Source organism: Paraflavitalea devenefica (assembly GCF_011759375.1).
Lineage (GTDB): Bacteria > Bacteroidota > Bacteroidia > Chitinophagales > Chitinophagaceae > Paraflavitalea > Paraflavitalea devenefica.
Genome location: NZ_JAARML010000006.1, coordinates 1 through 21,394, shown reverse-complemented (window position 1 = coordinate 21,394; position 21,394 = coordinate 1). Strand labels below are relative to the sequence as shown.

The 21,394-nt window shown below is 47.1% G+C and carries 15 protein-coding genes; 9 read left to right on the top strand and 6 right to left on the bottom strand.

Annotated elements, in window-relative coordinates; translation table 11 throughout:
* The first annotated feature begins 67 nt into the window (after nucleotides 1–67).
* The 6 genes from HB364_RS27580 (at nucleotide 68) to HB364_RS27555 (ending at nucleotide 11,618) form a co-directional block, all read left to right on the top strand.
* Nucleotides 68–1,612, top strand: a complete 1,545-nt coding sequence (locus tag HB364_RS27580; protein ID WP_167291660.1) for a TlpA family protein disulfide reductase — start codon at nucleotides 68–70, stop codon at nucleotides 1,610–1,612.
* A 321-nt stretch (nucleotides 1,613–1,933) separates the two neighbouring features.
* Nucleotides 1,934–4,870 (top strand): golvesin C-terminal-like domain-containing protein, encoded by a 2,937-nt coding sequence (locus tag HB364_RS27575; RefSeq protein ID WP_167291659.1) that lies wholly within the window; start codon nucleotides 1,934–1,936, stop codon nucleotides 4,868–4,870.
* A 137-nt stretch (nucleotides 4,871–5,007) separates the two neighbouring features.
* On the top strand, nucleotides 5,008–7,371 hold the full coding sequence (locus HB364_RS27570) for an ABC transporter permease (protein WP_167291658.1): 2,364 nt from the start codon (nucleotides 5,008–5,010) through the stop codon (nucleotides 7,369–7,371).
* Between the two features lie 161 nt (nucleotides 7,372–7,532).
* Nucleotides 7,533–8,069, top strand: a complete 537-nt coding sequence (locus tag HB364_RS27565; protein ID WP_167291657.1) for a hypothetical protein — start codon at nucleotides 7,533–7,535, stop codon at nucleotides 8,067–8,069.
* 83 nt (nucleotides 8,070–8,152) lie between these two features.
* Entirely contained in the window at nucleotides 8,153–10,384 is a 2,232-nt protein-coding gene (locus tag HB364_RS27560; protein WP_167291656.1) for a CRTAC1 family protein, read from the top strand.
* Nucleotides 10,385–10,433: 49 nt separating this feature from the next.
* On the top strand, nucleotides 10,434–11,618 hold the full coding sequence (locus tag HB364_RS27555; RefSeq protein WP_167291655.1) for a DUF3179 domain-containing (seleno)protein: 1,185 nt from the start codon (nucleotides 10,434–10,436) through the stop codon (nucleotides 11,616–11,618).
* A 75-nt stretch (nucleotides 11,619–11,693) separates the two neighbouring features.
* Here HB364_RS27555 and HB364_RS27550 read toward each other — a convergent pair whose 3' ends face one another.
* The gene (locus HB364_RS27550) at nucleotides 11,694–12,509 is read right to left on the bottom strand and encodes a helix-turn-helix domain-containing protein (RefSeq protein WP_167291654.1); all 816 of its coding nucleotides are present in this window, start codon (nucleotides 12,507–12,509) and stop codon (nucleotides 11,694–11,696) included.
* 99 nt (nucleotides 12,510–12,608) lie between these two features.
* On the opposite strand from HB364_RS27550, the gene HB364_RS27545 reads away from it, so the two are divergent.
* Nucleotides 12,609–12,932, top strand: a complete 324-nt coding sequence (locus tag HB364_RS27545) for a PQ-loop domain-containing transporter (protein ID WP_167291653.1) — start codon at nucleotides 12,609–12,611, stop codon at nucleotides 12,930–12,932.
* Nucleotides 12,933–12,962: 30 nt separating this feature from the next.
* Here HB364_RS27545 and HB364_RS27540 read toward each other — a convergent pair whose 3' ends face one another.
* The 5 genes from HB364_RS27540 to HB364_RS27520 all read right to left on the bottom strand — a co-directional run bounded on the left by HB364_RS27540 (nucleotide 12,963) and on the right by HB364_RS27520 (nucleotide 19,616).
* Nucleotides 12,963–13,712 (bottom strand): LytR/AlgR family response regulator transcription factor, encoded by a 750-nt coding sequence (locus HB364_RS27540; RefSeq protein WP_167291652.1) that lies wholly within the window; start codon nucleotides 13,710–13,712, stop codon nucleotides 12,963–12,965.
* 2 nt (nucleotides 13,713–13,714) lie between these two features.
* Entirely contained in the window at nucleotides 13,715–16,786 is a 3,072-nt protein-coding gene (locus HB364_RS27535) for a sensor histidine kinase (protein ID WP_167291651.1), read from the bottom strand.
* A gap of 16 nt (nucleotides 16,787–16,802) precedes the next feature.
* Nucleotides 16,803–17,294, bottom strand: a complete 492-nt coding sequence (locus tag HB364_RS27530; protein WP_167291650.1) for a hypothetical protein — start codon at nucleotides 17,292–17,294, stop codon at nucleotides 16,803–16,805.
* Nucleotides 17,295–17,490: 196 nt separating this feature from the next.
* Nucleotides 17,491–18,597 (bottom strand): calcium:proton antiporter, encoded by a 1,107-nt coding sequence (locus HB364_RS27525; protein WP_167291649.1) that lies wholly within the window; start codon nucleotides 18,595–18,597, stop codon nucleotides 17,491–17,493.
* Nucleotides 18,598–18,632: 35 nt separating this feature from the next.
* Nucleotides 18,633–19,616, bottom strand: coding sequence for an aldo/keto reductase (locus tag HB364_RS27520; RefSeq protein WP_167291648.1), 984 nt, complete (start codon nucleotides 19,614–19,616; stop codon nucleotides 18,633–18,635).
* A 60-nt stretch (nucleotides 19,617–19,676) separates the two neighbouring features.
* Between HB364_RS27520 and HB364_RS27515 the strand changes: the two genes are divergently transcribed.
* Together HB364_RS27515 and HB364_RS27510 are read left to right on the top strand one after the other, a co-directional pair.
* On the top strand, nucleotides 19,677–20,225 hold the full coding sequence (locus HB364_RS27515) for a GNAT family N-acetyltransferase (protein WP_208420118.1): 549 nt from the start codon (nucleotides 19,677–19,679) through the stop codon (nucleotides 20,223–20,225).
* Nucleotides 20,226–20,299: 74 nt separating this feature from the next.
* Nucleotides 20,300–21,259: a rhomboid family intramembrane serine protease gene (locus HB364_RS27510; RefSeq protein ID WP_167291647.1), complete on the top strand. Its 960-nt coding sequence runs from the start codon at nucleotides 20,300–20,302 to the stop codon at nucleotides 21,257–21,259.
* The last annotated feature ends 135 nt before the right edge of the window (nucleotides 21,260–21,394 follow it).

Sequence of the window (21,394 nt, the reverse complement as noted above, 5' to 3'; positions counted from 1 at the left end):
CGGCTGTCGTTTGTAGCGGGAGCATTTATTTAATAATTTGGTGATCATTAAATAATATTCTGCAGGCATGATGAAACTCCTTTACGCTATACCCCTTGTTCTTATATTCTTTATCCAGTCTGCCAAAGCCCAGGGCCTGCCTGTCCGGCATGTTTTATTGAAAGGGAAAATAACCGGTAATAACAGGATGTCGTCATTTACCGTATTTTCCGACAATGGATTGATCCTTGGGAATAACGATACGGTTGCCATACTCCCCTCAGGCCATTTTCAAAAATGGCTATCATTGCCTGCCAGCCATACGGGCCATATTATGCTTAATTATGGAGAAGACAATGGGGTGGAGCTCTACCTGGGCAATGTTGATTCTATGCATTTGGTATGGAATGCCAATGCATTTTTCACGTCCATACGCATCGGTCAGGACACTGATAAACTTAATAGTTTCCTGTTGAAGTTCCAGCAGGAACTCCAACCTGTTCGTGATAGCGTAGGGGGGATACTGGATACCTGTGCCAGCCTGATCTCCTTTAACCGTGTACTAAAAGTTTTGAATCACCTGGAATACCAGTTTCTTAGAAAAGAAGGTCAGCAGTTGGACAGCCTGCAGTATCAGCAATGTGCCAACGATATTTTTTACCGGAACCTGGGCCTGCTTGTAAGATCGCCTTTTTTTAACGATTACAAGTTTGCTGATCTTTCCTATTTAGTTAATTTTCCTCCCATTGTACGTTATGATAAAAGAGTGGACCGGCTACAACAGCGTAGTTATATCGATAAATTGAAGGGGGTAAGTACTGCTGCTGATTCTTCCTTTGCTGCCTCGATCAGTGAAAGAGAGACTGGCAACCTCTTCTGGTCCACTTACGCCATAATCGATACCAGTGCATTCCGGTCCAGTTATGCTTACAGAACATTCCTGTATTCATACCTTAATAACCTGGCCGCTGGTATTCATAACCGGCGATTGGGAAAAAATATAATCGATGATGTAGGCGCTTACCATACCTGGCTGCAAAGTATCATCGCGGAAGATAGGATCATTGACTGGATGGTAGCAGGAAAGGTGCAATACAACCTTATGGTAGCTGGCAGCCGCTTGGCTGCGCAGGAACTGGAAAAGCAACTGGCTTTTATTAACGACAAAGGCATGTGGCAGGAGCTGATGGCGATTTATAAATTGTACTATACGCTGCGGCCTGGTGTTCCGGCTCCGGCCATACCTTTCCTTGATCAAAAGAATAAAGTTGCCTCCCTGGAAGCTTACCGGGGGAAATATATTTATGTTAACTTCTGGGATTCCTGGTGCGCTCCCTGCATCTATAATATTAAACAGTATAGTCAGGCCGTGGCTGATAAATATGCAGGCAGGGATATTGTATTACTGTATATTTCCTTAGATGAGGACGATAAGCTGTGGCGCAAGTCAGTACAACGTTATAAACCCGCTGGCATCAATGGAAGGGCTGGTGAGGGATGGCGTAGTGCGTTTGCGCAGCAATATAATATCCGTTATGTTCCCCGCTATGTGATCATTAATCCGGATGGTACGATCAGGGATGCACAGGCGGGAGATCTATACTCCCTTTTAATGAGCGATCCTTTTAAGTAGTTTCTATCCATCTTTATTGGTCTGCCGTACTAAGACCAGTTGTGGATAAATAAATATGAATTTTTTCTTCAGCTTATACCTATTCGTCGCGCTTGCCCGCAGAAAAACGCATAGTATTTACTGCAGCGGATGTAGGAACTAATGGCACTCATTCCCAATGTTTCGGTATCACAGGAAGACTGATAGCGCTTGTGATAAGCTGCCAGCCTACTTCATTTGGCTCTTTGGGCCTGCATGGCTACGCCCTTTTAAACGCAGAATCCTGCGCATGATCATGTGGTTGTTTTTAGTAAGTTTAAGTATAAACTAACAGTCACACTCATGAGAAAACATTATCCTTTGCTTTTACCTGTATTCCTCGTATTACAGGCTATTACCACCTACGCGCAACGCGACACTACCATTGCCTTACAGATCAACAAGCTCATCAGGAGTGAGCACGCTATTCACCTGCGGGCCGATAGTGTTGTTAAAAAGGCAGGCACACTGCAGATCTATTTTAATACAGACAGTTCCCTGCGCAGGGGAGGGTTGGGAGAAACGGAGTCAGAAGCATTAATAGAACTACTGGCTCACCTGACCACAGAGACCAATACAGAAAACATTCAATTACTGGCCAGAGAAAAAACATCCGGTACCTGGAAAGCGCTGGATTATTTTGTAGAGGCGCCGCCGCTACAAAAGTACAGGGCCGTAAAGAATTATGATCCATTCCCAGATAAGGCAGGCAAGGTGACAAGTCCCCTTGCCCGGGTATTCCCCGGCGGCGGTAAACCCGGCGTTACCGGCGCTTTAACCGGCAAAACGGTATGGCTTAGTCCCGGCCACGGATGGCATAATACCGGCACTGGTTTTATTACACAACGGGGCACTACCAACCAGGTAGTGGAGGATTTTATCACAGCCGAAACTGTGGACTATTACCTGTTACATTACCTGATGAATGCAGGCGCCCATGTATGGAGCGTGCGGGAACGGGATGTGAACACCAATGAGATCATCGTGAATAACGACCAGGGATCTCCGGCCTATACCGAAACAGGCACCTGGTCCAACGGTTCCATCGCCGGTTATGGCGGTACTTATCGTTTCAGTACAGCCGCTGCTACTTCCACAGCCACCGCTATCTTCAAACCTACTGTTACAACGAGTGGCTTATACTGGGTATCGGTACGTTTTATCAGTGGCGCCAACCGTGTTACGGATGCGCGTTATTCCGTTACCCATGCAGGCGGTACTGCTACTTATACCGTGAATGAGGAAGTGCATGGCGATACCTGGATATACCTGGGACAGTTTTACTTTTTTGCCGGCGGCAATTATAATATCACCATCAGCAACCAATCGGCCGATGCGGGCCAGGCTGTTATCGCCGATGCCGTGCGGCTGGGAGGAGGTGTTGGTGGCGACCCGGATTGCCTGAATGGAGGTTCTGCCAGCGGCAGGCCTAGGTTTGAGGAATCAGCCCGTCAGTATGCACAATTCCAGGGCAATCCCGTTTGCCGGGAAGATGTAACCGTACGGCCAACGTATGCGGAGTGGGAAGTGAGCAAAGGCGTGTCAACAGAAGTAAATGATGCGGTATACGTGGCTTTGCATACCAATGCCGGTGGTGGCACCGGTACGGAGACTTATCGTTATAACGGAGCAGGATCAAATCCTACCATTACAGCGGGAAGCACCCAATTGCGCGACAGCATCCATAAACAGATCATCACCGACCTGCGGGCCGGATGGCGGTCTACCTGGACAGACCGCGGCGTAAAAACAGCCAACTTTGGTGAGCTGCGGGAGCTGTATGAGATACCCGGCACGCTGGTGGAACTGGCCTTTCATGACCTGGCGGCTGATGCTACTGATCTCCGGGCCCCTGAATTCCGCCGGATAGCTGCCCGCGCTATGTATAAAGGCATCGTTAAATATTTCCGCTATGAGGATGGCATACCACTGGTATTCCTGCCGGAAGAGCCCACCCGTGTAATGGCAAAAAATACAAGCTCCGCACAAATACAGCTCAACTGGACAGCGCCTGTAACAGGTGGTATTTATGGACACGCCGCCACGGGTTACCGCGTATACATCAGCGAAAATGGCCGTGGTTTCGACAACCCGGTGGAAGTAACTACCACCTCCTATACATTTAGTGGTGTGGCGGGTAAAACTTATTACTTTAAAATAACGGCCTTCAATGCCGGTGGAGAATCTTTCCCTTCCGGTGTGGTAGCAGCCCGTACGCCCACAGGAGGGGCCACAGATAAGTATCTGCTCGTAGATGGCTTCAGTCGCCTGGATGCCGCTGCGATGCTGTTAAAATACGAAAGCGCGGCATTGGGCAATGTGCGCAGGATGGTATTGGATAAGATGAACAATTACAGTTATATGGTGGAGCATGGCAATGGGTTTACCAGTTGTGGTATTGCCTTCGATGGTGTACAGAGCGATGCCGTGTCAGCAGGCTCCGTGACGCTTGCCAATTATACCGGGGTTGACTGGTTTGCTGGTGAAGAAAGCACGATAGAACAAACACTGAATGCCACCGAAAAACAACTGATCAAAAATTACCTCAATGCCGGTGGCCGCCTGTTGATCTCCGGTGCTGAGATTGGCTGGGATATTGGCCGTGCGGCTTCTCCCAACGTAGACCTTGATTTTTATAACAATTACCTGAAAGCTGTGTATGTAAGTGACGATGCAGCTACTTATAATTTTGCCGGCACGGCCAACCTGCTGACCGGCGGTTCCGGCACTTTTGGCAATGGAGTGAATGGCTATTATGATGTGGATTATGCCGATGTGCTCAATATCAATGGCGGATCGGAAATCGTATTGAATTATTCCGGCGGCGCCGGTGCCGGTATTGGTTACCAGGGCGCTTTCAAGGTGTTGTATTTCGGTTTTCCTATTGAGGCCATTACCAATGAGACGGTAAGGAATAACCTCATTTGTCAGTCGGTCACGTACCTGCAAAGCAATGCCGCCCTGTTGACCAGCAAGCCTGCTGTTATAGAGAAACCCCGTATGTTCTATGTACTGGAAAACCCCGCAATATCCACGATACGGTTGCGGGTGGCCAATGCGCCTGCCTATAATGTGATCCTTTCAAACGGACAGGGGCAGGTAATATATCGTTCCCATCATGCTGCTGCGCAGGCAGGGGAAGTAAAGATCCCTGCTACCGGATTGGGTAAAGGCATGTATTGGCTGTCGGTATATCCCCAATCGGGGAATGTGCAGACGTTTAAGGTGTTGTTGAGGTAAATAAAGAATAACTCATTAAAGTCAAAAGCCTTTGGTTCATCGCCAAAGGCTTTTGGCATTAAAAGTTAAAAAAAGAGGCGCCCTGCCTGTAACATTTCCCCTCCCCATGCGTCCATACAAAAAAGCCAACCTGGATTATGATAAAAAGCTTCTTCCGTATCGCCTGGCGTAATATGATGCGCAGCAAAGGGTTTTCCAGTATTAATATAGCCGGACTGGTAGTGGGCATGGCCAGCGCCATCCTCATTTTATTGTGGATACAAAATGAGGTGAGCTATGACCAGTTTCATGAAAAGAAAGACCGCATTTATGAAGCCTGGAACCGGGCCGAGTTCAGCGGGGAACTGAACTGCTGGAATACCACCCCCAAGGTGCTGGCCCGGACTTTGGAGAAAGACCTGCCGGAAGTAGAAATGGCGGCAAGGGTAGACTGGGGCAGCAATTTTTTATTTACGGTAGGCGATAAGAAGTTGACCGTACGGGGCACGATGGTGGATTCTAACTTCCTGCAGATCTTTAGCTTCCCCCTGCTGAAAGGTAACCCCACGGTAGTGCTCAAGGATATGCATTCGATTGTACTGACGGAAAAGCTGGCGAAGAAGCTGTTTGGCAAGGAAGATGCCATGGGCAAGATCATCAAAATTGACAATAAGGAGAACTTTACTGTAACCGGTATTTTAGAAGACCTGCCCAATAATACCCGGTTCAGGTTTGAATACCTGGTGCCCTGGGCCTATAAGCGTTTTACGGGTGATGATGACGAGAACTGGGGCAATAACAGCACCCGCACCTATGTATTGCTGAAGCCGAATGCAACCCTGGCTTCCGCGGCGCCCAAAGTCAAAGTGATGAAGCAACGTTATGCAAAGGATGAACCCAAATGGGAAATGTTCCTGTATCCCATGAGCAAGTGGAGGCTGTATTCCAGCTTCACCAATGGCAAGGAAGATGGCGGTGGCCGCATCACCTTTGTGCGCCTGTTTGGCATTGTCGCTGCTTTTATTCTGCTGATCGCCTGCATCAATTTTATGAACCTCAGTACTGCCCGCAGTGAAAAGCGGGCCAAGGAAGTAGGTATCCGCAAAGTGGTAGGCGCGCAGAAGATCTCTTTGATCGGTCAGTTCATAGGGGAATCCCTGCTGCTGTCATTGATCGCCGGATTCTTTGCCATTATTGTGGTACAGCTCAGCCTGGGCGGCTTTAATAAGCTCACCGATAAAGAGCTTTATGTACCTTATGGCAGTCCCTGGTTCTGGCTGGTCGGTCTCGGTTTCGTATTGTTTACGGGTTTGCTGGCGGGCAGTTACCCGGCTTTTTTCCTGTCTTCTTTTAAACCTGTAAAGGTGTTGAAAGGCACCTTCAAAAAGACACAGGCGCTGGTGGCTCCCCGTAAAGTACTGGTGGTATTGCAGTTCACTTTTGCCATTATACTCATCATTTGCACCATTATTGTAAAGCAGCAAATTGATTATGCGCAGAACAGGCATACGGGCTATAATAAGAACAGCCTCATTTACCATGTTTTTACCGGCGATATTGAAAAGAACTTCGAGCTCATCAGGAATGAATTGCTGTCTACCGGTGCAGCCTCTTCTGTTACCAAGACCAGTGCTCCCATTACGCAAAGCTGGAGTGATGGATGGGGGCAGGAGTGGGAGGGAAAAGACCCCAATGATAAAACAGATTTTTACCGGTATAATGCCGACCAGGACCTGGGCAAAACAGCCGGACTGCAGTTTGTGCAGGGCCGTGATTTTGACCTGCGAAAGTTCCCTACCGACTCAACCGGTATGATCATTAATGAATCATCCCTGAAGGTGATGAAGTTTAAGAACCCCATTGGCAAGATCGTAAAGGACAATGGGCAGGAATGGCATATTGTAGGCGTGATCAAGGATTTTATTTTAACTGATCCTTATCAGCCTACCCGGCCTATGTTGATCGCGGGTGGCAAGGCCTGGTTCTTTACCATCCTCATCCGGCTTAATTCCAATAACACCACTGAAAAGAATTTAAAAACAGCCGAAAGCATTTTCAGGAAATACAATGTGGAATATCCTTTTGAATATAAGTTCGTGGATGAAGAGTATGCCCAAAAATTTGAAGATGAACAGCGCATAGGCACCCTGGCGGGACTATTTGCCGGTCTTACCATTTTTATCTCCTGCCTTGGTTTATTTGGCCTTGCCATCTATATGGCCGAAAGCAGGGTGAAAGAGATTGGTGTGCGTAAGGTGCTGGGCGCTTCCGTGTCCGGCCTGGCAGCCCTTTTGTCTAAAGATTTCCTGATGCTGGTACTGATATCTTTCCTCCTCGCCGTACCTGTGGCCTGGTGGGCCATGCATGCCTGGCTCAGTGATTATCCTTACCGGATCACGATTCAGTGGTGGGTATTTGCCCTGGCGGGATTATTATCCGTATTGATCGCCCTTGCTACGGTAAGCTACCAGGCCATCAGGGCCGCACTGGCCAACCCGGTCAAGAGCCTGCGCACTGAGTAGTAGCCTGTTATATCGTGCGTCTTTTTGTTTGTCCGTTTATAGGTTAGAATTTAGCCAACCCCGGGTAGCCCCCGGGGTTATTTGTATGGAGACGACCGGGGTAAAAATCAGGCTATATGCTTATTTTTTGCTATATTCAATAAACTTTTCTCCTGAAACAATTGCTGGCCATCCTACTGCTTACGGTACACCTGTTCAATCTGGCAGGGTATTCCCTCTTATTTGAGTATTTGGTCGTCCAATCCGATAAGCGCATCGTACAGCAATTAGATGCCCGGCAATACCGCGATGATGAACTGATAGAAGTAAAGGTGCATTTACCCTTGCCGTATGCGGCTACCTGGAATGATTATGAGCGGGTAGATGGTGAAATGGAACTCAACGGTATTTATTATAGTTACGTGAAAAGGAAGATGTGTGGTGACACGTTGTACCTGCTATGCCTGCCCAATACCAACAAGACACAGTTTTATACCGCCCGGAATGAATATGCCAAACAGGTAAATGGTATTCCTTCCGGCGATAACAATGACCGCTCCCTGATCAAGAAGGTCAATATCATCAACGAGTACCAGCAACCTGTAACCGGTTATTATTTTACATTACCTGCCTCGCCGGCAACACACCGCTCAGGTTGTATCGTTGCTTCCCTGATCAACTCCTTTATTGCTGATAATTACAAGCCTCCGAGAGCCTGAGTGCTTAATGTGTGAACTCATGCCGCAGGGTCCCCGCTGGGAGACCCTGCGAAGAAATTCGTGTTAGCAATAAAACGTATGTTATGCATGCCTTATCCAAGATGGCAACCATGGTTGCCGTATTCCTGCTGCTGAATTCCTGCGGTAACAGTGTTTCTTCCAATAAAGAAATGATCAGCCTGCTATCCACTGTTGCACAATCTGCCTATTCGCCCTACAATAATTTTTGCCCGGAGGCCAAATTGCACTTTTACGACTCCATGCTGGCTACAGCGCCCAGTTTGCGGGAAGCCGTTTACGTGGAATACCTGAAGGCCAATGCCATGCTGGAGCTGGGTAAAGAGGACACAGCCATGGAGATCAGTAAGAATGTATTGAACAAGCTATCCAACCATGGACAGGGCCCGCAAGTGGCCGTGATGAAGCAGCTCGCCATTACCAGTATGCGGATAGGAGAGCGCCGGAATTGTGTTAAAGATCACTCAGGTGAATCCTGTGTATTCCCCATCGCCGGTAAAGGCGTTCATGGTGATAAATGGGGATCGGAAAAAGCCATTGAACAGTTTGAGCGCCTGCTGCAATATGATCCCAACGACCTCGAATCCAGGTGGCTGCTCAATATTGCTTATATGACCACCGGAGGCTACCCGGATAACGTTCCGGCTGCCTGGCTGATCAAGGGATTGGATACCGGCGCCTCCGCCGGCGTAAAACCCTTTGTTGATGTGGCGGTACAAATGGGACTTAATACGAACAATATGGCCGGCGGCAATATTGTAGATGACTTCAATAATGATGGTTACCTCGATATCGTCACCAGCAGTTGGTCGTTGGACCAGGGGATGCATTATTGCCGCAACAACAGCAATGGTTCCTTCACCGATATTTCTGAAGTATCGGGCCTGAAAGCATTTACAGGCGGCCTGAATATTATGCAAACTGATTACAACAATGACGGTCTCAAAGATATTTTTGTATTGCGGGGCGCCTGGAAAGGGAAATTTGGCAAGGAGCCCAATTCCCTGCTGAAGAATAATGGCGATGGTACTTTTACCGATGTTACCAAAGCAAGCGGCCTGCTTTCCTTTCATCCTACCCAAACAGCGACCTGGGCCGATTTTAACAATGATGGCTGGCTGGATGTATTCATTGGCAACGAAACATCGGATAAAAAAGATCCCAATCCCTGTGAGCTGTATATGAATAACGGGAACGGTACTTTTACAGAAGTGGCGGAGAAAGCCGGTTGTAAGATGATTGATTTTGTGAAGGGTGTCACGTCGGGCGATTATAATAATGATGGGCTGACGGATATTTTCATTTCCTGCCTGAGTGGCCGGAAAGCGTTGCTGAAGAATGAGGGAGTAAAAGATAAGACCGTATCGTTTACCGATGTAACGGCGCAGGCAGGTCTGGCCGGCAATACCACGCGTACCTTTCCCACCTGGTTCTGGGACTATGACAATGATGGCTGGCTCGACCTGTTGGTATCAGGCTATGAGTTTGACCGGTCGCTGGCCTGGTATGCTGCCGGTGAAGCGTTGGGGATGCCTGTTGGTAATTCCGGGAAGCTCCTCCTGTACAGGAATAAGCACGACGGAACGTTTGAAGATGTATCAGAGAAGGCAGGCGTGCAAAAAGTAGTGTTTGCCATGGGCTGTAATTTTGGGGATATAGACAATGATGGTTACCTGGATATGTACTTTGGAACGGGCAATCCCGATTACCAGTCGCTGGTGCCTAACAAGCTGTTTAAAAATATACAGGGGCGCGGGTTTGTGGATGTTACCACGGCTGCGCGGGTGGGCAACCTGCAAAAAGGCCATGGCGTTGCTTTTGCCGATCTTGACAATGATGGCGACCAGGATATTTATATTGATATGGGGGGCGCTTTTGCGGGGGATGCTTACCAGAATTCTCTCTATGTAAATCCCGGGCAAAATGATAATCGCTGGATCAATATCTCATTGGAAGGAGTGCAGTGCAACCGGGCAGCCATAGGCGCCAAAATAAAGGTTACGTTTAGTGAGCAGGGCGTGGTGCGGTCTGTTTACCGGGATGTTAATTCCGGCGGCAGCTTTGGCGCTAATCCCCTGATGCAGCATATTGGCATTGGCACAGCTACCAGTATCCAGAGCATTGAGATCAAATGGCCGGGTAGTCAAACGGTGCAGGTGTTCAGGGATATAGCGGCCAATGGCAACATCCGTATCAGGCAAGGCAGTAATACGTTGGTGAAGACTACTCTGACCAAAGTGGATTTTACCCTTGGTGGCGCCAATGCAGTTGGCTGTGCTCCTACAAGCAGCTTTTAATAACCTGATCCTATAAACGGTCCTTAACATCACTTATAAGCATTACTGCATGAAACAACTTCTTTTAGCAGTGGGATTACTGTTGCTGTTTTCCACCGAAATAGTACGGGTTTATTTGATCATGCCTTTTCCGGGAAGTCAGCAAAGCAATACCATTGGTATCGCCTACTGGCTTCATAACAATATAGGCTGGTTGCGGATTGTTGGTCTATTGCTGATTGTATACCCGGTAATACATATATTCAAACAGGCGAAGACCTGGAAAAAGGTATTGCTGGTGAGTGGCCTGGCCTTGTATGCCGTGATCTTTTACTTTTTTAATTTCCGGTTCCTGGCCGATAAAATGTTTTATCAGCCTACCGATATCACCTTTGCCCGTGCTGCAGCCAACAATATACCTGGTGATAAGCTGGTGATCGGTGTTACGGTCAATGGCGAATCAAAAGCTTATCCCATCCAGCTTATCGGTTATCATCACCAGGTGCAGGATTCCCTGGGTAATACGCCCATTATGGTGACCTATTGTACGGTTTGCCGAACGGGGCGGGTTTTTAGCCCGGTTGTCAATGGACAAAAAGAAACGTTCCGTTTGGTGGGGATGGATCATTTTAATGCGCTATTTGAAGATGCCACTACTAAAAGCTGGTGGCGGCAGGTTAGCGGAGAAGCTATAGCAGGGCCGTTAAAAGGCAGGAAACTAGCTGAAATCCCCTCTACACAGGCCACCCTGGCTGCCTGGATGGCCGCTTATCCCAACTCCGGAGTTTTGCAGCCCGACACTTCTTTTAAGCTGCAATATGAACACCTGGCTGATTTTGATAAAGGCACCATTGACAATCACCTGGAAAAAAGGGATTCGGGTTCCTGGCAATTCAAGTCCTGGGTGGTGGGCATTGTACATGGCAAGTGGGCGAAAGCGTATGACTGGAATGACCTGGTGCGTAAAGAAGTGATCCAGGATTCCCTGCCGGGCTTACCGGTATTGTTGCTGCTGGAAAGCGATACGACTACTTTTCATATATGGAACCGGCGTTTGGATGGGCAGTACCTGCAATTTGTGAAGGGCAGGGGGGAAGACATTTTCCGGGATTTGAATACACAGTCCGCCTGGAACATGAACGGGGTATGTATAGAAGGGCCGCTAAAGGGCCAGCAACTATTGCCTGTTCAGTCATACCAGGAATTCTGGCACTCCTGGTCCACCTTTCATCCCGGAACAGAACGGTACCAATAACGGGGAAGCTTGTATGATTATAGTCAGACCCTGGGGTTCTTAATGACCTGGTCTACAATAAAAAGGGGTATTTACTCATTTTATAGGAGCGGTTAAATTTTCGAACACCTCAGCCACCTGTTTCTGGTATTGAAAAGGGGAGAATCCTGCAAATTCTTTAAAAGCCCTGATGAAATGAGACTGATCGGAGTACTCATTTTCAAAAGCAATATCTGACAGCTTCTGGTAATCGTTACTCTTTAGCTGCTGCAAAGAAGCCTGGAAACGACAGATCCTGGAAAATAACTTAGGAGAGATCCCAATATATTCTTTGAATTTACGTTCAAAGCTTCTTTCGGTTAATAGCAACTCCATCTGTACCTTTTTCAATGAAATGTTTCCTTTCGACCGGGCAATAGCCGATACGGCATATTGCATGATATCGTTATTCCGGGTATAATTTCTGCCGGCCTGGGTATGCAACCAGGAGGACAGCAGATCAATCTGGTGGTTGATGGATGGCGTATTCACCAGTTGTTCAGAAAGGGAAATGCCATCAGGGGCAGTCAGGATATTAACATCCACACAGGTGTCGGTAAGCTCACCTGCATTCAGTCCAAATACGGATTTCAACGCATTGGGATGGAAGAAAATGCCTACCGCGCGCAGTTTTCCGGTAGCACGGATCTCAGCATGGGTAGTAGCCTGTCCATACAAAAAGATGTCGGGCAATAGCTTTTCATTTTGATAAAAGGAGCCCTGTTCTACCTGGTGGAAAATAAGTCCCGGAGAGCCATCGGCAATAGTGCGGAAAGATTGGGGAGCGTTGCTTTCAGGAGGCGCTTCCAGCGTCCAGAAATAACGGACATACGCTTTCAGGTGTTCCGGCGCTGGTATTTGTTTGTATTGCATGGCGTTTAATGGTTCCGGTACAGGATGAAGTTACAAAGAATTACGGAATAGAAGAATTAGACCTTAGCCCTTTATACACCCCCTAAACAACCAATAACTATGGACACCGTGTTTGCCATTATGGCCAATTCGCTCATCTGCCTCTTGTTAGTACCCCAAATGATCCGCCTTGCCCGGAAAAAGAAGGCGCGTAATTTATCCCTGGTATTATTGATCCTAATCTTGTCGGTTACCTTATGCTGGTGCGTATTCGGCTGGCTCGATCAGCAACGCCTCATATTCGGTTATAGTGTAATGAATATCCTGTTGACTGTCTTTACACTCATTCTATTTGTCAATTCTCCCTATCATTTACAAACACCCTACCGCACCTATTCCAGGAAATGGGGCTATTTCCTGTACATGATGGGATGGAGGAGATAAGCATGCCGGTATAGTGGTTATGACCGGGATTCAGTAATGGAACTTGTCTAAAAAGTCGCTTTTGCGGCGTTGGGAGATTTCCAGCCTGGTACCGTCTGTCATAACCACATGCCCGCTTTTACCCTTTATATAGCTTTTAACCATCTGCAGGTTAATAATGGTGCCATGATGGATGCGGCAGAAATGGCTGGCATTTAATATTTCATCATAGAAGCCCAGGCTTTTTGAAGAGGTTATTTTAGATCTATTGGTCAAATGAAAAACGGTATAATTGCCTTCCGATTTACACCAGGTAATATCTTTTGCGTCTATAAACTCAAAACCGTTAATAGTGGCAATCCCTATCCTTTTGTCCTGTTTGTTTTGCTGTCCCAGGTTATAAAGCAGGGTGTCAATGGTGTTAGTGTCAATTTTCTGTGAAAGGTTTTTTCTGGCCCTTGCTATAGCCTCTTCAAATTCAGGTATGCCAATAGGCTTCAACAGGTAATCTATAGCGGCATATTTAAAGGCTTCCAGCGCATAATTATCATAAGCAGTAATCATGATCAGGGTAAAGTTCCGGGAAGATAACTTTCTGAGCACTTCAAAGCTGGTGCCATTTGCCAGGCGCACATCCATGAAAACGAGGTCGGCGCTGTTGTTTTCTAATAATTCGATGGCTTCATTTACATGCCCGGCGGTTCCCAATACCTGCAGGTCGCTGGCAAACCGTTGAATGAAATCGGTCAGTACTACCAGGCTGCTTTCTTCATCTTCAATAATAATGGTCTTAATAGGCATGGTTAATCTGTTATAACAGGAAATGATAATTGAATAATGGTCCCGGTGGTGGAGGGATCGAGTTGGCTTTTATTGACAATGTTCAGTATTATTTTATCCGGTTGAAGGCTGTTAATAGCATTAATCCGGTTTTCCGTAATGCTGGTGCCTTTAGAAGAATATTCTCCGGTAAGGGGAGTTTTTTTGCCTGGCGAGGTCTCCATGCCCGGACCATTATCTTCGATAATACATTCCACTGTTCCTGGTGTTTGTCTGAAACGGATGGTTACCATTCCTTTTTGGTTGTATAGAGGAGAAATGCCATGTTTTACAGCATTTTCAACATAGGGTTGAATGATCATACACGGAATATACAGGTTATCATACTGTAGCTCATCCGACAATATGATCTGGTAATCCATCTTATCGCCTATCCTCATTTTTTCCAGTGAAAGATATAGTTCCAGCATCTTTATTTCCTGTTCCAGTGATATGGTGCTGACGCTGCTGTAATGCAGTATTTTCCGGATCAGGGCCGAGAATTTATGCAAATAAAGATTCGCATTGGCTGTATCTGATTGCAGGATATAACGTTGAATGGAACTGAGACAGTTAAAGATAAAATGGGGATTCATTTGCGACCGCAGGGACTGCATCTCCAGCTCATGCATCTTTTTAGTTAATTGGAATAGCTGTTCTTTTTTGCGCTGCCGGTTGCGGTAAAAGAGGTAGAAGCCGGCGCCTGACAGGGTAATACTCAGGATATACAGGGAAACAAGGAACCTCCCGGTTTTCCAGAATGGTGGGTTTTTGATGATCAGAATCCGCCTGGGATGGATGTTCTTATCTCCCCACCGGTTAATAGAGCGTACTTCAAATATCAGCTCTCCAAATGGCAAAGCGGCAAACTCGATCATATTGTTCGTGGTCTTTCGCCAGTTGCTGTCTTGCCCGTTCAACCGGTACTCATACTGTATATTTTTGCCACTGCGAAATGAAATGGCTGATACCTCTATCTGTAAGTTGTTGTCAGGATACTCCATGATCACCGTGTCAGAAACGGGAATTGTTTTGTTGCCTGCTTCCATGCTGTTTACATAGATATGAGGCGGAGAAAAAGACCGGCTCACATAATCTTTGGAAAAAAAGGAAATGCCTTTAGCAGTGGCGGCCCATACATAGTTGCCTTCGATGGCTGTTTGGTTTACATCATTGGAAACAAGCCCGTCTTCTTCCGTAATATTGGAAATGATGTAATCAAATGCAGGCCCGCGCCATTGATAGTCTATCCGTGTAATGCCTTTGTCGGTAGCCACCCAGGCCGTTGTATCATTGAACAGTACCTGCCTGCACATATGGCTCAATAATCCCTGCTCTTTTTTTATGGTTTGAATATGATTGTTTTTCAGGATGACAATGCCTTCCTGTGTGGATAGCCAGAGTGCGGTATCTGGTGCTATATCAATATGGTTGATGATGCCTGATAAGGAGGGATAGCATTCTCCCAGCGATATGGTTGAATTGTTGGCCCAGGTATATAAGCCATGCTGGGTACCCCAGTAATATTGGTTGTTGACTACAGCTACACAAGTAGTCCGGGAAGCAAAAAGGCGGGTTGCCTTTTGGGCGTCCCAATTGATCAGCGTAGCGCCTGATGCATGGCTTACCAGTACATTGCCGTCCGATACAGGATGCAGCCCTTTAATTCCACCACGTATACCGATGCTGCTAAACTCCTGCCATGCTCTTTCCTGTATGCGGAAAAGCCCTTTATCGCTACCGGCCAACAGGGAATGCCCGAAAGGCCATAGGTCCAGGATGCGATTGTTTTTATGTTGTTTTGACCAGGCTGTTGCCACCTTTATTTGCAGGGAGGCAGGTGTAATAGTGGCAATCGTGCCGTCGCCCGATCCAATGGCCAATCGTTTGTCTTGCAGGTTCCTGATGCATTTAATGTCTTTCCTATTGATAGCGGGTATATTATTCAGGTTGAAAAAATCCTGGTTGGGCAGGTAATAAACACCATCATTCATGGTGGTGACCCAATATCCTTCCTCTGCATCTTTTACGATGCTGGTACAATAAGCCTGCGGAAAAAGGTATTCCATGGTTCGCCGTGATTCCATGAAATGGTTGATTTTGATCAGTCCCCGGTGCCTGGTACACAGCCACAACGTACTGTCGTTTTCGCAAAACAGGGAACTGATATCATCATCCTTTTGAAGGTTCAAACCGAGGCTTTGCAGCGAAAGAAGCCCTTGTATATAATTCCCGCCAGCGAAATACAAAGAATCTGCACTGGCAAAAATGATCCCTTTCTTATTGGCTGCCGGACAGGAAAAAGCATAGCTTATGAATGGAAAGAGACCACTGCTGTTGCCTTTATTGGTAAATAAAAAGGAGGTTGCTGATGTGGAATTCCTGATGGTCAGCCGGTTGGTGAAGCCATCAATATAGGAAAAATAATAAGCTGTTCCGGAAGGTAAGGAGGCCCTCAGAATAGGCCAACCTTCTACTGGTTTGTTATTGGGCGCTTCCCGGAAAGTACCGGTAAAATGCCAGTTGCCGGGGGTGTTGGCCGACTGGTAATAGCCATACGAAGAGGCCTGTTTTTCATTCCGGACACTGATGAGGTAAATAGTATCTGTAAATGGATCTTCTGCAATGGCCACGACTCCTTTGCAGTTTATCTGCCTGATCTTTCCCTGGTAAAAAACAGCAGGTATTCCAGACAGGCTAATAAACCAGATATTGTTATGCTTATCTGCATACAGTTTAATCACTTCATTATCGGGCAAGCCATCTTCTTTCGAAAAATATTTGAATAAGCTCCCATCGAACCGGCCTACTCCCTGGTTGGTGGCAAACCAAAGGAATCCTTCCTTATCCTGCAGCGCCTGGTATACAGCAGACCCTGGCAGACCGTCTTTGGTTGTGTATTGCTTATAAGCAAGCTCCTGGGAAAAAACAGGCTTCCACCCAGCCAGGAGTACCGGTATTAATAACCAGCCTGTACATAACCTGTATCCGGCCCTCCTGGCCAGGGTAGTAACCTGCCTGTAAAAAGAAAGGGGAAAAAGACATTGCCTGCGCATCATCGCAAAATAGCAATTATTGTCCGTTTCCCTGCCTTGGTATACGGTAGAATGCTCCCATGCTTATAGTGGATGATCCGGGTATGGTGTAATATTCCGCATACCTGAACGTGGAATCCGTTACGTGCACATTTTCCCAGTTTACCGTGAAATTGGCGGCTGAATAGAAAAGACGCAACTTTGTTTTCTGCGGATCCAGGAAGTTCCAATTGAAGGTACTGGTGCCGCCGCTATTACGATACCAGCCTGTGTTATTGGCATTGAAGCGTATGGAATCAACATCATAAATATTTCCATTGCTTGTTTCACCCCGTTTGTAGTAGGTGAGACTGTTATCCTGGAGAAACCGCGCTTCCTGTAGTTGCCAGCTTTTAGCTGTCAACAATTCTTCTACTGTTTTAATAACAGGCGCCGGGGGCGTTGGTGGGGCAGGGCACTCTTTCTTACAGGAAAGAGCGGTAATAATCAGAAAGCAAAAAAAGGAAATGGTAAAATGCAGCTTTTTCATGTACAATGTTTATTAGTTTAAGGACTGTTGGTAACAGGTATACCCTGTCATTGACATCCGTAAAAATAAATAAACAAGGAGGGGACAGCGATTCGTTGCTGTCCCATTTATTAGCTGCCTGATTTAACGGATAACTGCAGTTTTTCCTGTATATCTGCAAGGGGGGGGTGAATCAAAAATGCCTCCTGATCTGCTGTTAAGGAACCACTGTCGTGAATAAATAAGTAGCAAGGATCACCAGTAATACGATGCCCTGTAAAATATTGGTGCGGCCGGCGCCAAATGAAATGCTGATGGTGAACAGGGAAAGCACCAATAATAAGGTGGATTTGGTATCAATGCCCAGGGTAATCGTAAAACCGGTAAAGTATCCTACAACAGCAACGGCAGGGATGGTTAAGCCGATGCTGGCCAGCGCCGAGCCCAGGGCCAGGTTCAAACTTGTTTGTAGCCTGTTTTTCCGGGCAGCCCGGATGGCGGCTAATCCTTCCGGCAACAGGATCACGGTAGCGATGATAACGCCAACCAGGCTTTTGGGAGCGCCCAGGCCCAATACAATTTTTTCCAGGGCAGGCGACAGTTTTTTCGACAAGATCACTACTACTGCCAGGGCCAGGAGCAGTAATGCCAAACTGGTAATGGCGGTAAGATTGGATGGTGGCTCAGCATGGATGTCCTCTTCACCGGAATTATCTTCCGGGAGAAAATAGTCCCGGTGACGAACAGCCTGTATCATAACGAAGCTCAAATACAAAACCAAAGAAACAAGTGCCACAAACAGGAGTTGGCTGGTAGAATAAACAGGGCCCAATACACTGGTGGTGTAATTGGGCAATACCAGGGTTAATATAGAGATGGCAGAGAGCGTTACCAGCGAAGCGCTGACCCCTTGCTTCACAAATAATTGTTCCTTGTAGCGAAAGCCTCCCAGTAGCAGGCATAAACCAATGATGCCGGTAAGAATAAGCATGATGGCGGCAAAAACCGTGTCCCGGGCTAATGTAGACCCTTGCTCCCCTTCGGATAACATGATGGTGACGATCAACGAAACCTCGATCACAGTAATGGCCAATGCAAGAATGAGCGTTCCATAAGGTTCTCCTACTTTATGGGCCACCACTTCCGCATGGTGCACGGCCGACAATACTACACTGATGAGCGCTATACCCATCAGCGCATCAACAATACCAGCATGTTCTTCCCTGAGAAGAAGTAATAACACCAACCCGATGATTGGACAAATAGCAGTCCATAAAGGCAATGCAATCTTCAGGCGGGGATGTAAATACTTTGGGTGCGCCATAAGTTCCCGTTTTAATAGATTATTGCGGCCGTATTTTAAAAATGTCCTCTTATCTGCTGCCGGATCTGTTCATCATACAGTTTTCTTAATTGCTGGTGGGTAGAGGCTGATAAAGGTGATAGGGCGGAAGCGGCTACATTGCTGTGTACCTGGCTGGTTTTGGAAGCGCCGGGAATGACCGTAGTGACGCCGGGATGGTCCAATATCCAGCGGATAGCCCATTGGGCCATGCGATCGTCCGGTAGCATACCCTTCATTTCATTGGCCAGGCGTACACCTTCTTTAAATTCAACGCCCGAGAAGGTCTCGCCGGCATTGAAGGATTCACCATTGGCATTGTAGTTGCGATGGTCTTTACCAGGGAAAGTAGCATCAGTGGTGAACCGGCCGCTTAACAGGCCACTGGCCAAAGGTACGCGTACAATGATGGCTACGCCTTTTTCCTGTGCCCGGGCAAACACTTCATCGGCCACATGCTGCCTGAACAGGTTGAAGATGATCTGCAGGGATGCCAGGCCTTCCTGCTCCAGGCAGATCAGCGCTTCTTCTGAGGTCTCCACGCTGGCGCCGAAATGCCGGATCAATCCTTGCTGCTGCAACTTACGCAGGTGGTCAAATACCTTGCCGCTGCGCATTTCCTCCGTAGGTATGCAATGCAGTTGTTCGCAGAACAATTGCGACACGCCCAAATGCTGTAAGGAATCCTCTGCATGCCGTTTCATGGCATCGTAGCTGAAGTTCTGCGGCCAGCCATTGGGTGCATCGCCGCGGCGGCCCAACTTGGTGGCTACATAGATATCTTTCTTAACTGTTTTCAGGAATTTGCCAATAATGGTCTCACTCACCCCCATACCATATACATCGGCCGTATCAATAAAATTACCGCCTGCATCGGTATAGGCTTGTAAAATGCTGAAGGCCTCAGCTTCGTTGATCGTTCCCCAGTCGGCGCTGCCCAATTGCCAGGTGCCCAGTCCAACCTCAGCTACCTGTGCCTCTTTGAATGTTCTATAGTTCATTACTGATTTTTAGCTTGTAAATATAAACCCTTCTTTTCCACATCCGGTACTATCTTTATTATGAGAAATAACTATATGCCTCCAAAGTTTAATATTATACGTCTTACTAATCAACCGCCTGTTGTTGCTGCGCTGGCCGAACTGATCATTGAAACAGTGGCCCATGGTGGCTCTGTGAGTTTTATGCACCCACTGGCGCCGGAGGCAGCCACTGCCTTCTGGACAGCTTCCCTGGCGGCAGCCGACCGTGGTGAACGTATTGTGCTGGGCGCTTTTGATGGCGACCTGCTGGTGGGAACCGTTACCTTATTGCTCGACTGTCCGCCCAATCAGCCGCACCGTGGAGAGATTGCAAAGATGATGACCCGGGTAAGCTATCGTGGCAGGGGCATTGCCCGCTCACTGATGGAGGTGGCCGAACAGTTGGCCATTGACAATGGCCGAACGCTGCTGACGCTGGATACAGCAGAAGAGGAAGGGGCTGCCGGGCTCTATGACAAATTAGGTTTCCAAAGAACGGGTGTGATCCCCGACTTCGCCCTGAAGCCGCATGGCGGCCTTACCGGCACGATCATTTACTGGAAACGGATTGGTGCCGCCGCCTGTTAAGTTATCTTCCTATGTAACGGGCATATTGCAGTAACGGCCGGCTTGTGTATATTTACGGGCAATAACCCCTGAACATGATAGAAACCTTTGATGTAATACCGGATACGAATCCATTCAGGAAGTATTTCCCGCTTGTTACCGCTGCCTGCTGTTTGCTATGTGTTATTCTTTATGTTGGTATTAATTTCGAAGAAAATAAAAACACCTGGGAAGCATACGGGAAATGGGGCGCGCTATCTTCTGCTGACATTTTTAACGGAGGTATATGGTCACTTTTTACTTCCGCTTTTTTACACCTTGAAGTCTGGCAGATAGGGTTTAACCTCTATTGGTTTTGGGTATTGGGAAAGAAAATTGAATTTGAGAGCGGTAAGCCCTTTTATATACTACTGATCGTGACCGCTGCTTTTGTTGGCTCAGTAGTACAGCTTTCCTTTTCCGACTCACCAGGTATAGGTCTCGCAGGCGTTGATTATGCTTTGTTCGGATATATCTACATTAAGGGTAAACTTACCCCGGAATATAAAGATTACCTTAACCGGGTGGCCGTTATTACTCTTTTTGGCTGGATAATTCTTTGTTTTGTCCTTGCAAGAACAAACACCTGGAATTTAGCTACCGGAATGCTTATAGGCGGTTTGTTATGGGGTATGGCGCTGGCGTATCTGTCAAAGTACAACAAATTAACCCAATGGGCGCTGGCAATAAGCTTGATAGTTGTGCTCACCTCCACCGTTTTCTGGAGCCCATTTTCCACTTCCTGGCTTGCTTATAGGGCTTACAACCTGCACCAGGAGCAAAAACTCGATGAAGCCGTCAGGCTGTATAAAGTAATTCTTGAAAGAGATGCCAACAATGAATTTGCTAAAGTCAACCTGAAACAACTTGAAGTACATAAATTAGAGGAGCAAGCGCATGAGCTTCAGAAAAAAGGGCAATTGAAAGAGGCTCGTGCCATTTGTGAACAGATAATAATCAAAGATGCCAATAATACATGGGCAAGGGAAATGTTAGAAATACTGCCCGCTCAATAAAAGCGAAGAGGCCGTCTCAAAAGAATGAGACGGTCTTTTTTCATTTTAGGACGATATATGGTGTGTAATAGAAGGAAGCTCCTGGAAGAATAAAATTCTGGGGGAATAACTAAGGATGGAAGTTTTTTGAAGCAG

Excerpts from the sequence above, each read along its gene's own strand:
- HB364_RS27580 (WP_167291660.1), top strand. The coding sequence starts at position 68 with ATGATGAAACTCCTTTACGCTATACCCCTTGTTCTTATATTCTTTATC.
- HB364_RS27575 (WP_167291659.1), top strand. The coding sequence starts at position 1,934 with ATGAGAAAACATTATCCTTTGCTTTTACCTGTATTCCTCGTATTACAG.
- HB364_RS27570 (WP_167291658.1), top strand. The coding sequence starts at position 5,008 with ATGATAAAAAGCTTCTTCCGTATCGCCTGGCGTAATATGATGCGCAGC.
- HB364_RS27560 (WP_167291656.1), top strand. The coding sequence starts at position 8,153 with ATGCATGCCTTATCCAAGATGGCAACCATGGTTGCCGTATTCCTGCTG.
- HB364_RS27555 (WP_167291655.1), top strand. The coding sequence starts at position 10,434 with ATGAAACAACTTCTTTTAGCAGTGGGATTACTGTTGCTGTTTTCCACC.
- HB364_RS27550 (WP_167291654.1), bottom strand. The coding sequence starts at position 12,509 with ATGCAATACAAACAAATACCAGCGCCGGAACACCTGAAAGCGTATGTC.
- HB364_RS27545 (WP_167291653.1), top strand. The coding sequence starts at position 12,609 with ATGGACACCGTGTTTGCCATTATGGCCAATTCGCTCATCTGCCTCTTG.
- HB364_RS27540 (WP_167291652.1), bottom strand. The coding sequence starts at position 13,712 with ATGCCTATTAAGACCATTATTATTGAAGATGAAGAAAGCAGCCTGGTA.
- HB364_RS27535 (WP_167291651.1), bottom strand. The coding sequence starts at position 16,786 with ATGCGCAGGCAATGTCTTTTTCCCCTTTCTTTTTACAGGCAGGTTACT.
- HB364_RS27530 (WP_167291650.1), bottom strand. The coding sequence starts at position 17,294 with ATGAAAAAGCTGCATTTTACCATTTCCTTTTTTTGCTTTCTGATTATT.
- HB364_RS27525 (WP_167291649.1), bottom strand. The coding sequence starts at position 18,597 with ATGGCGCACCCAAAGTATTTACATCCCCGCCTGAAGATTGCATTGCCT.
- HB364_RS27520 (WP_167291648.1), bottom strand. The coding sequence starts at position 19,616 with ATGAACTATAGAACATTCAAAGAGGCACAGGTAGCTGAGGTTGGACTG.
- HB364_RS27515 (WP_208420118.1), top strand. The coding sequence starts at position 19,677 with ATGAGAAATAACTATATGCCTCCAAAGTTTAATATTATACGTCTTACT.
- HB364_RS27510 (WP_167291647.1), top strand. The coding sequence starts at position 20,300 with ATGATAGAAACCTTTGATGTAATACCGGATACGAATCCATTCAGGAAG.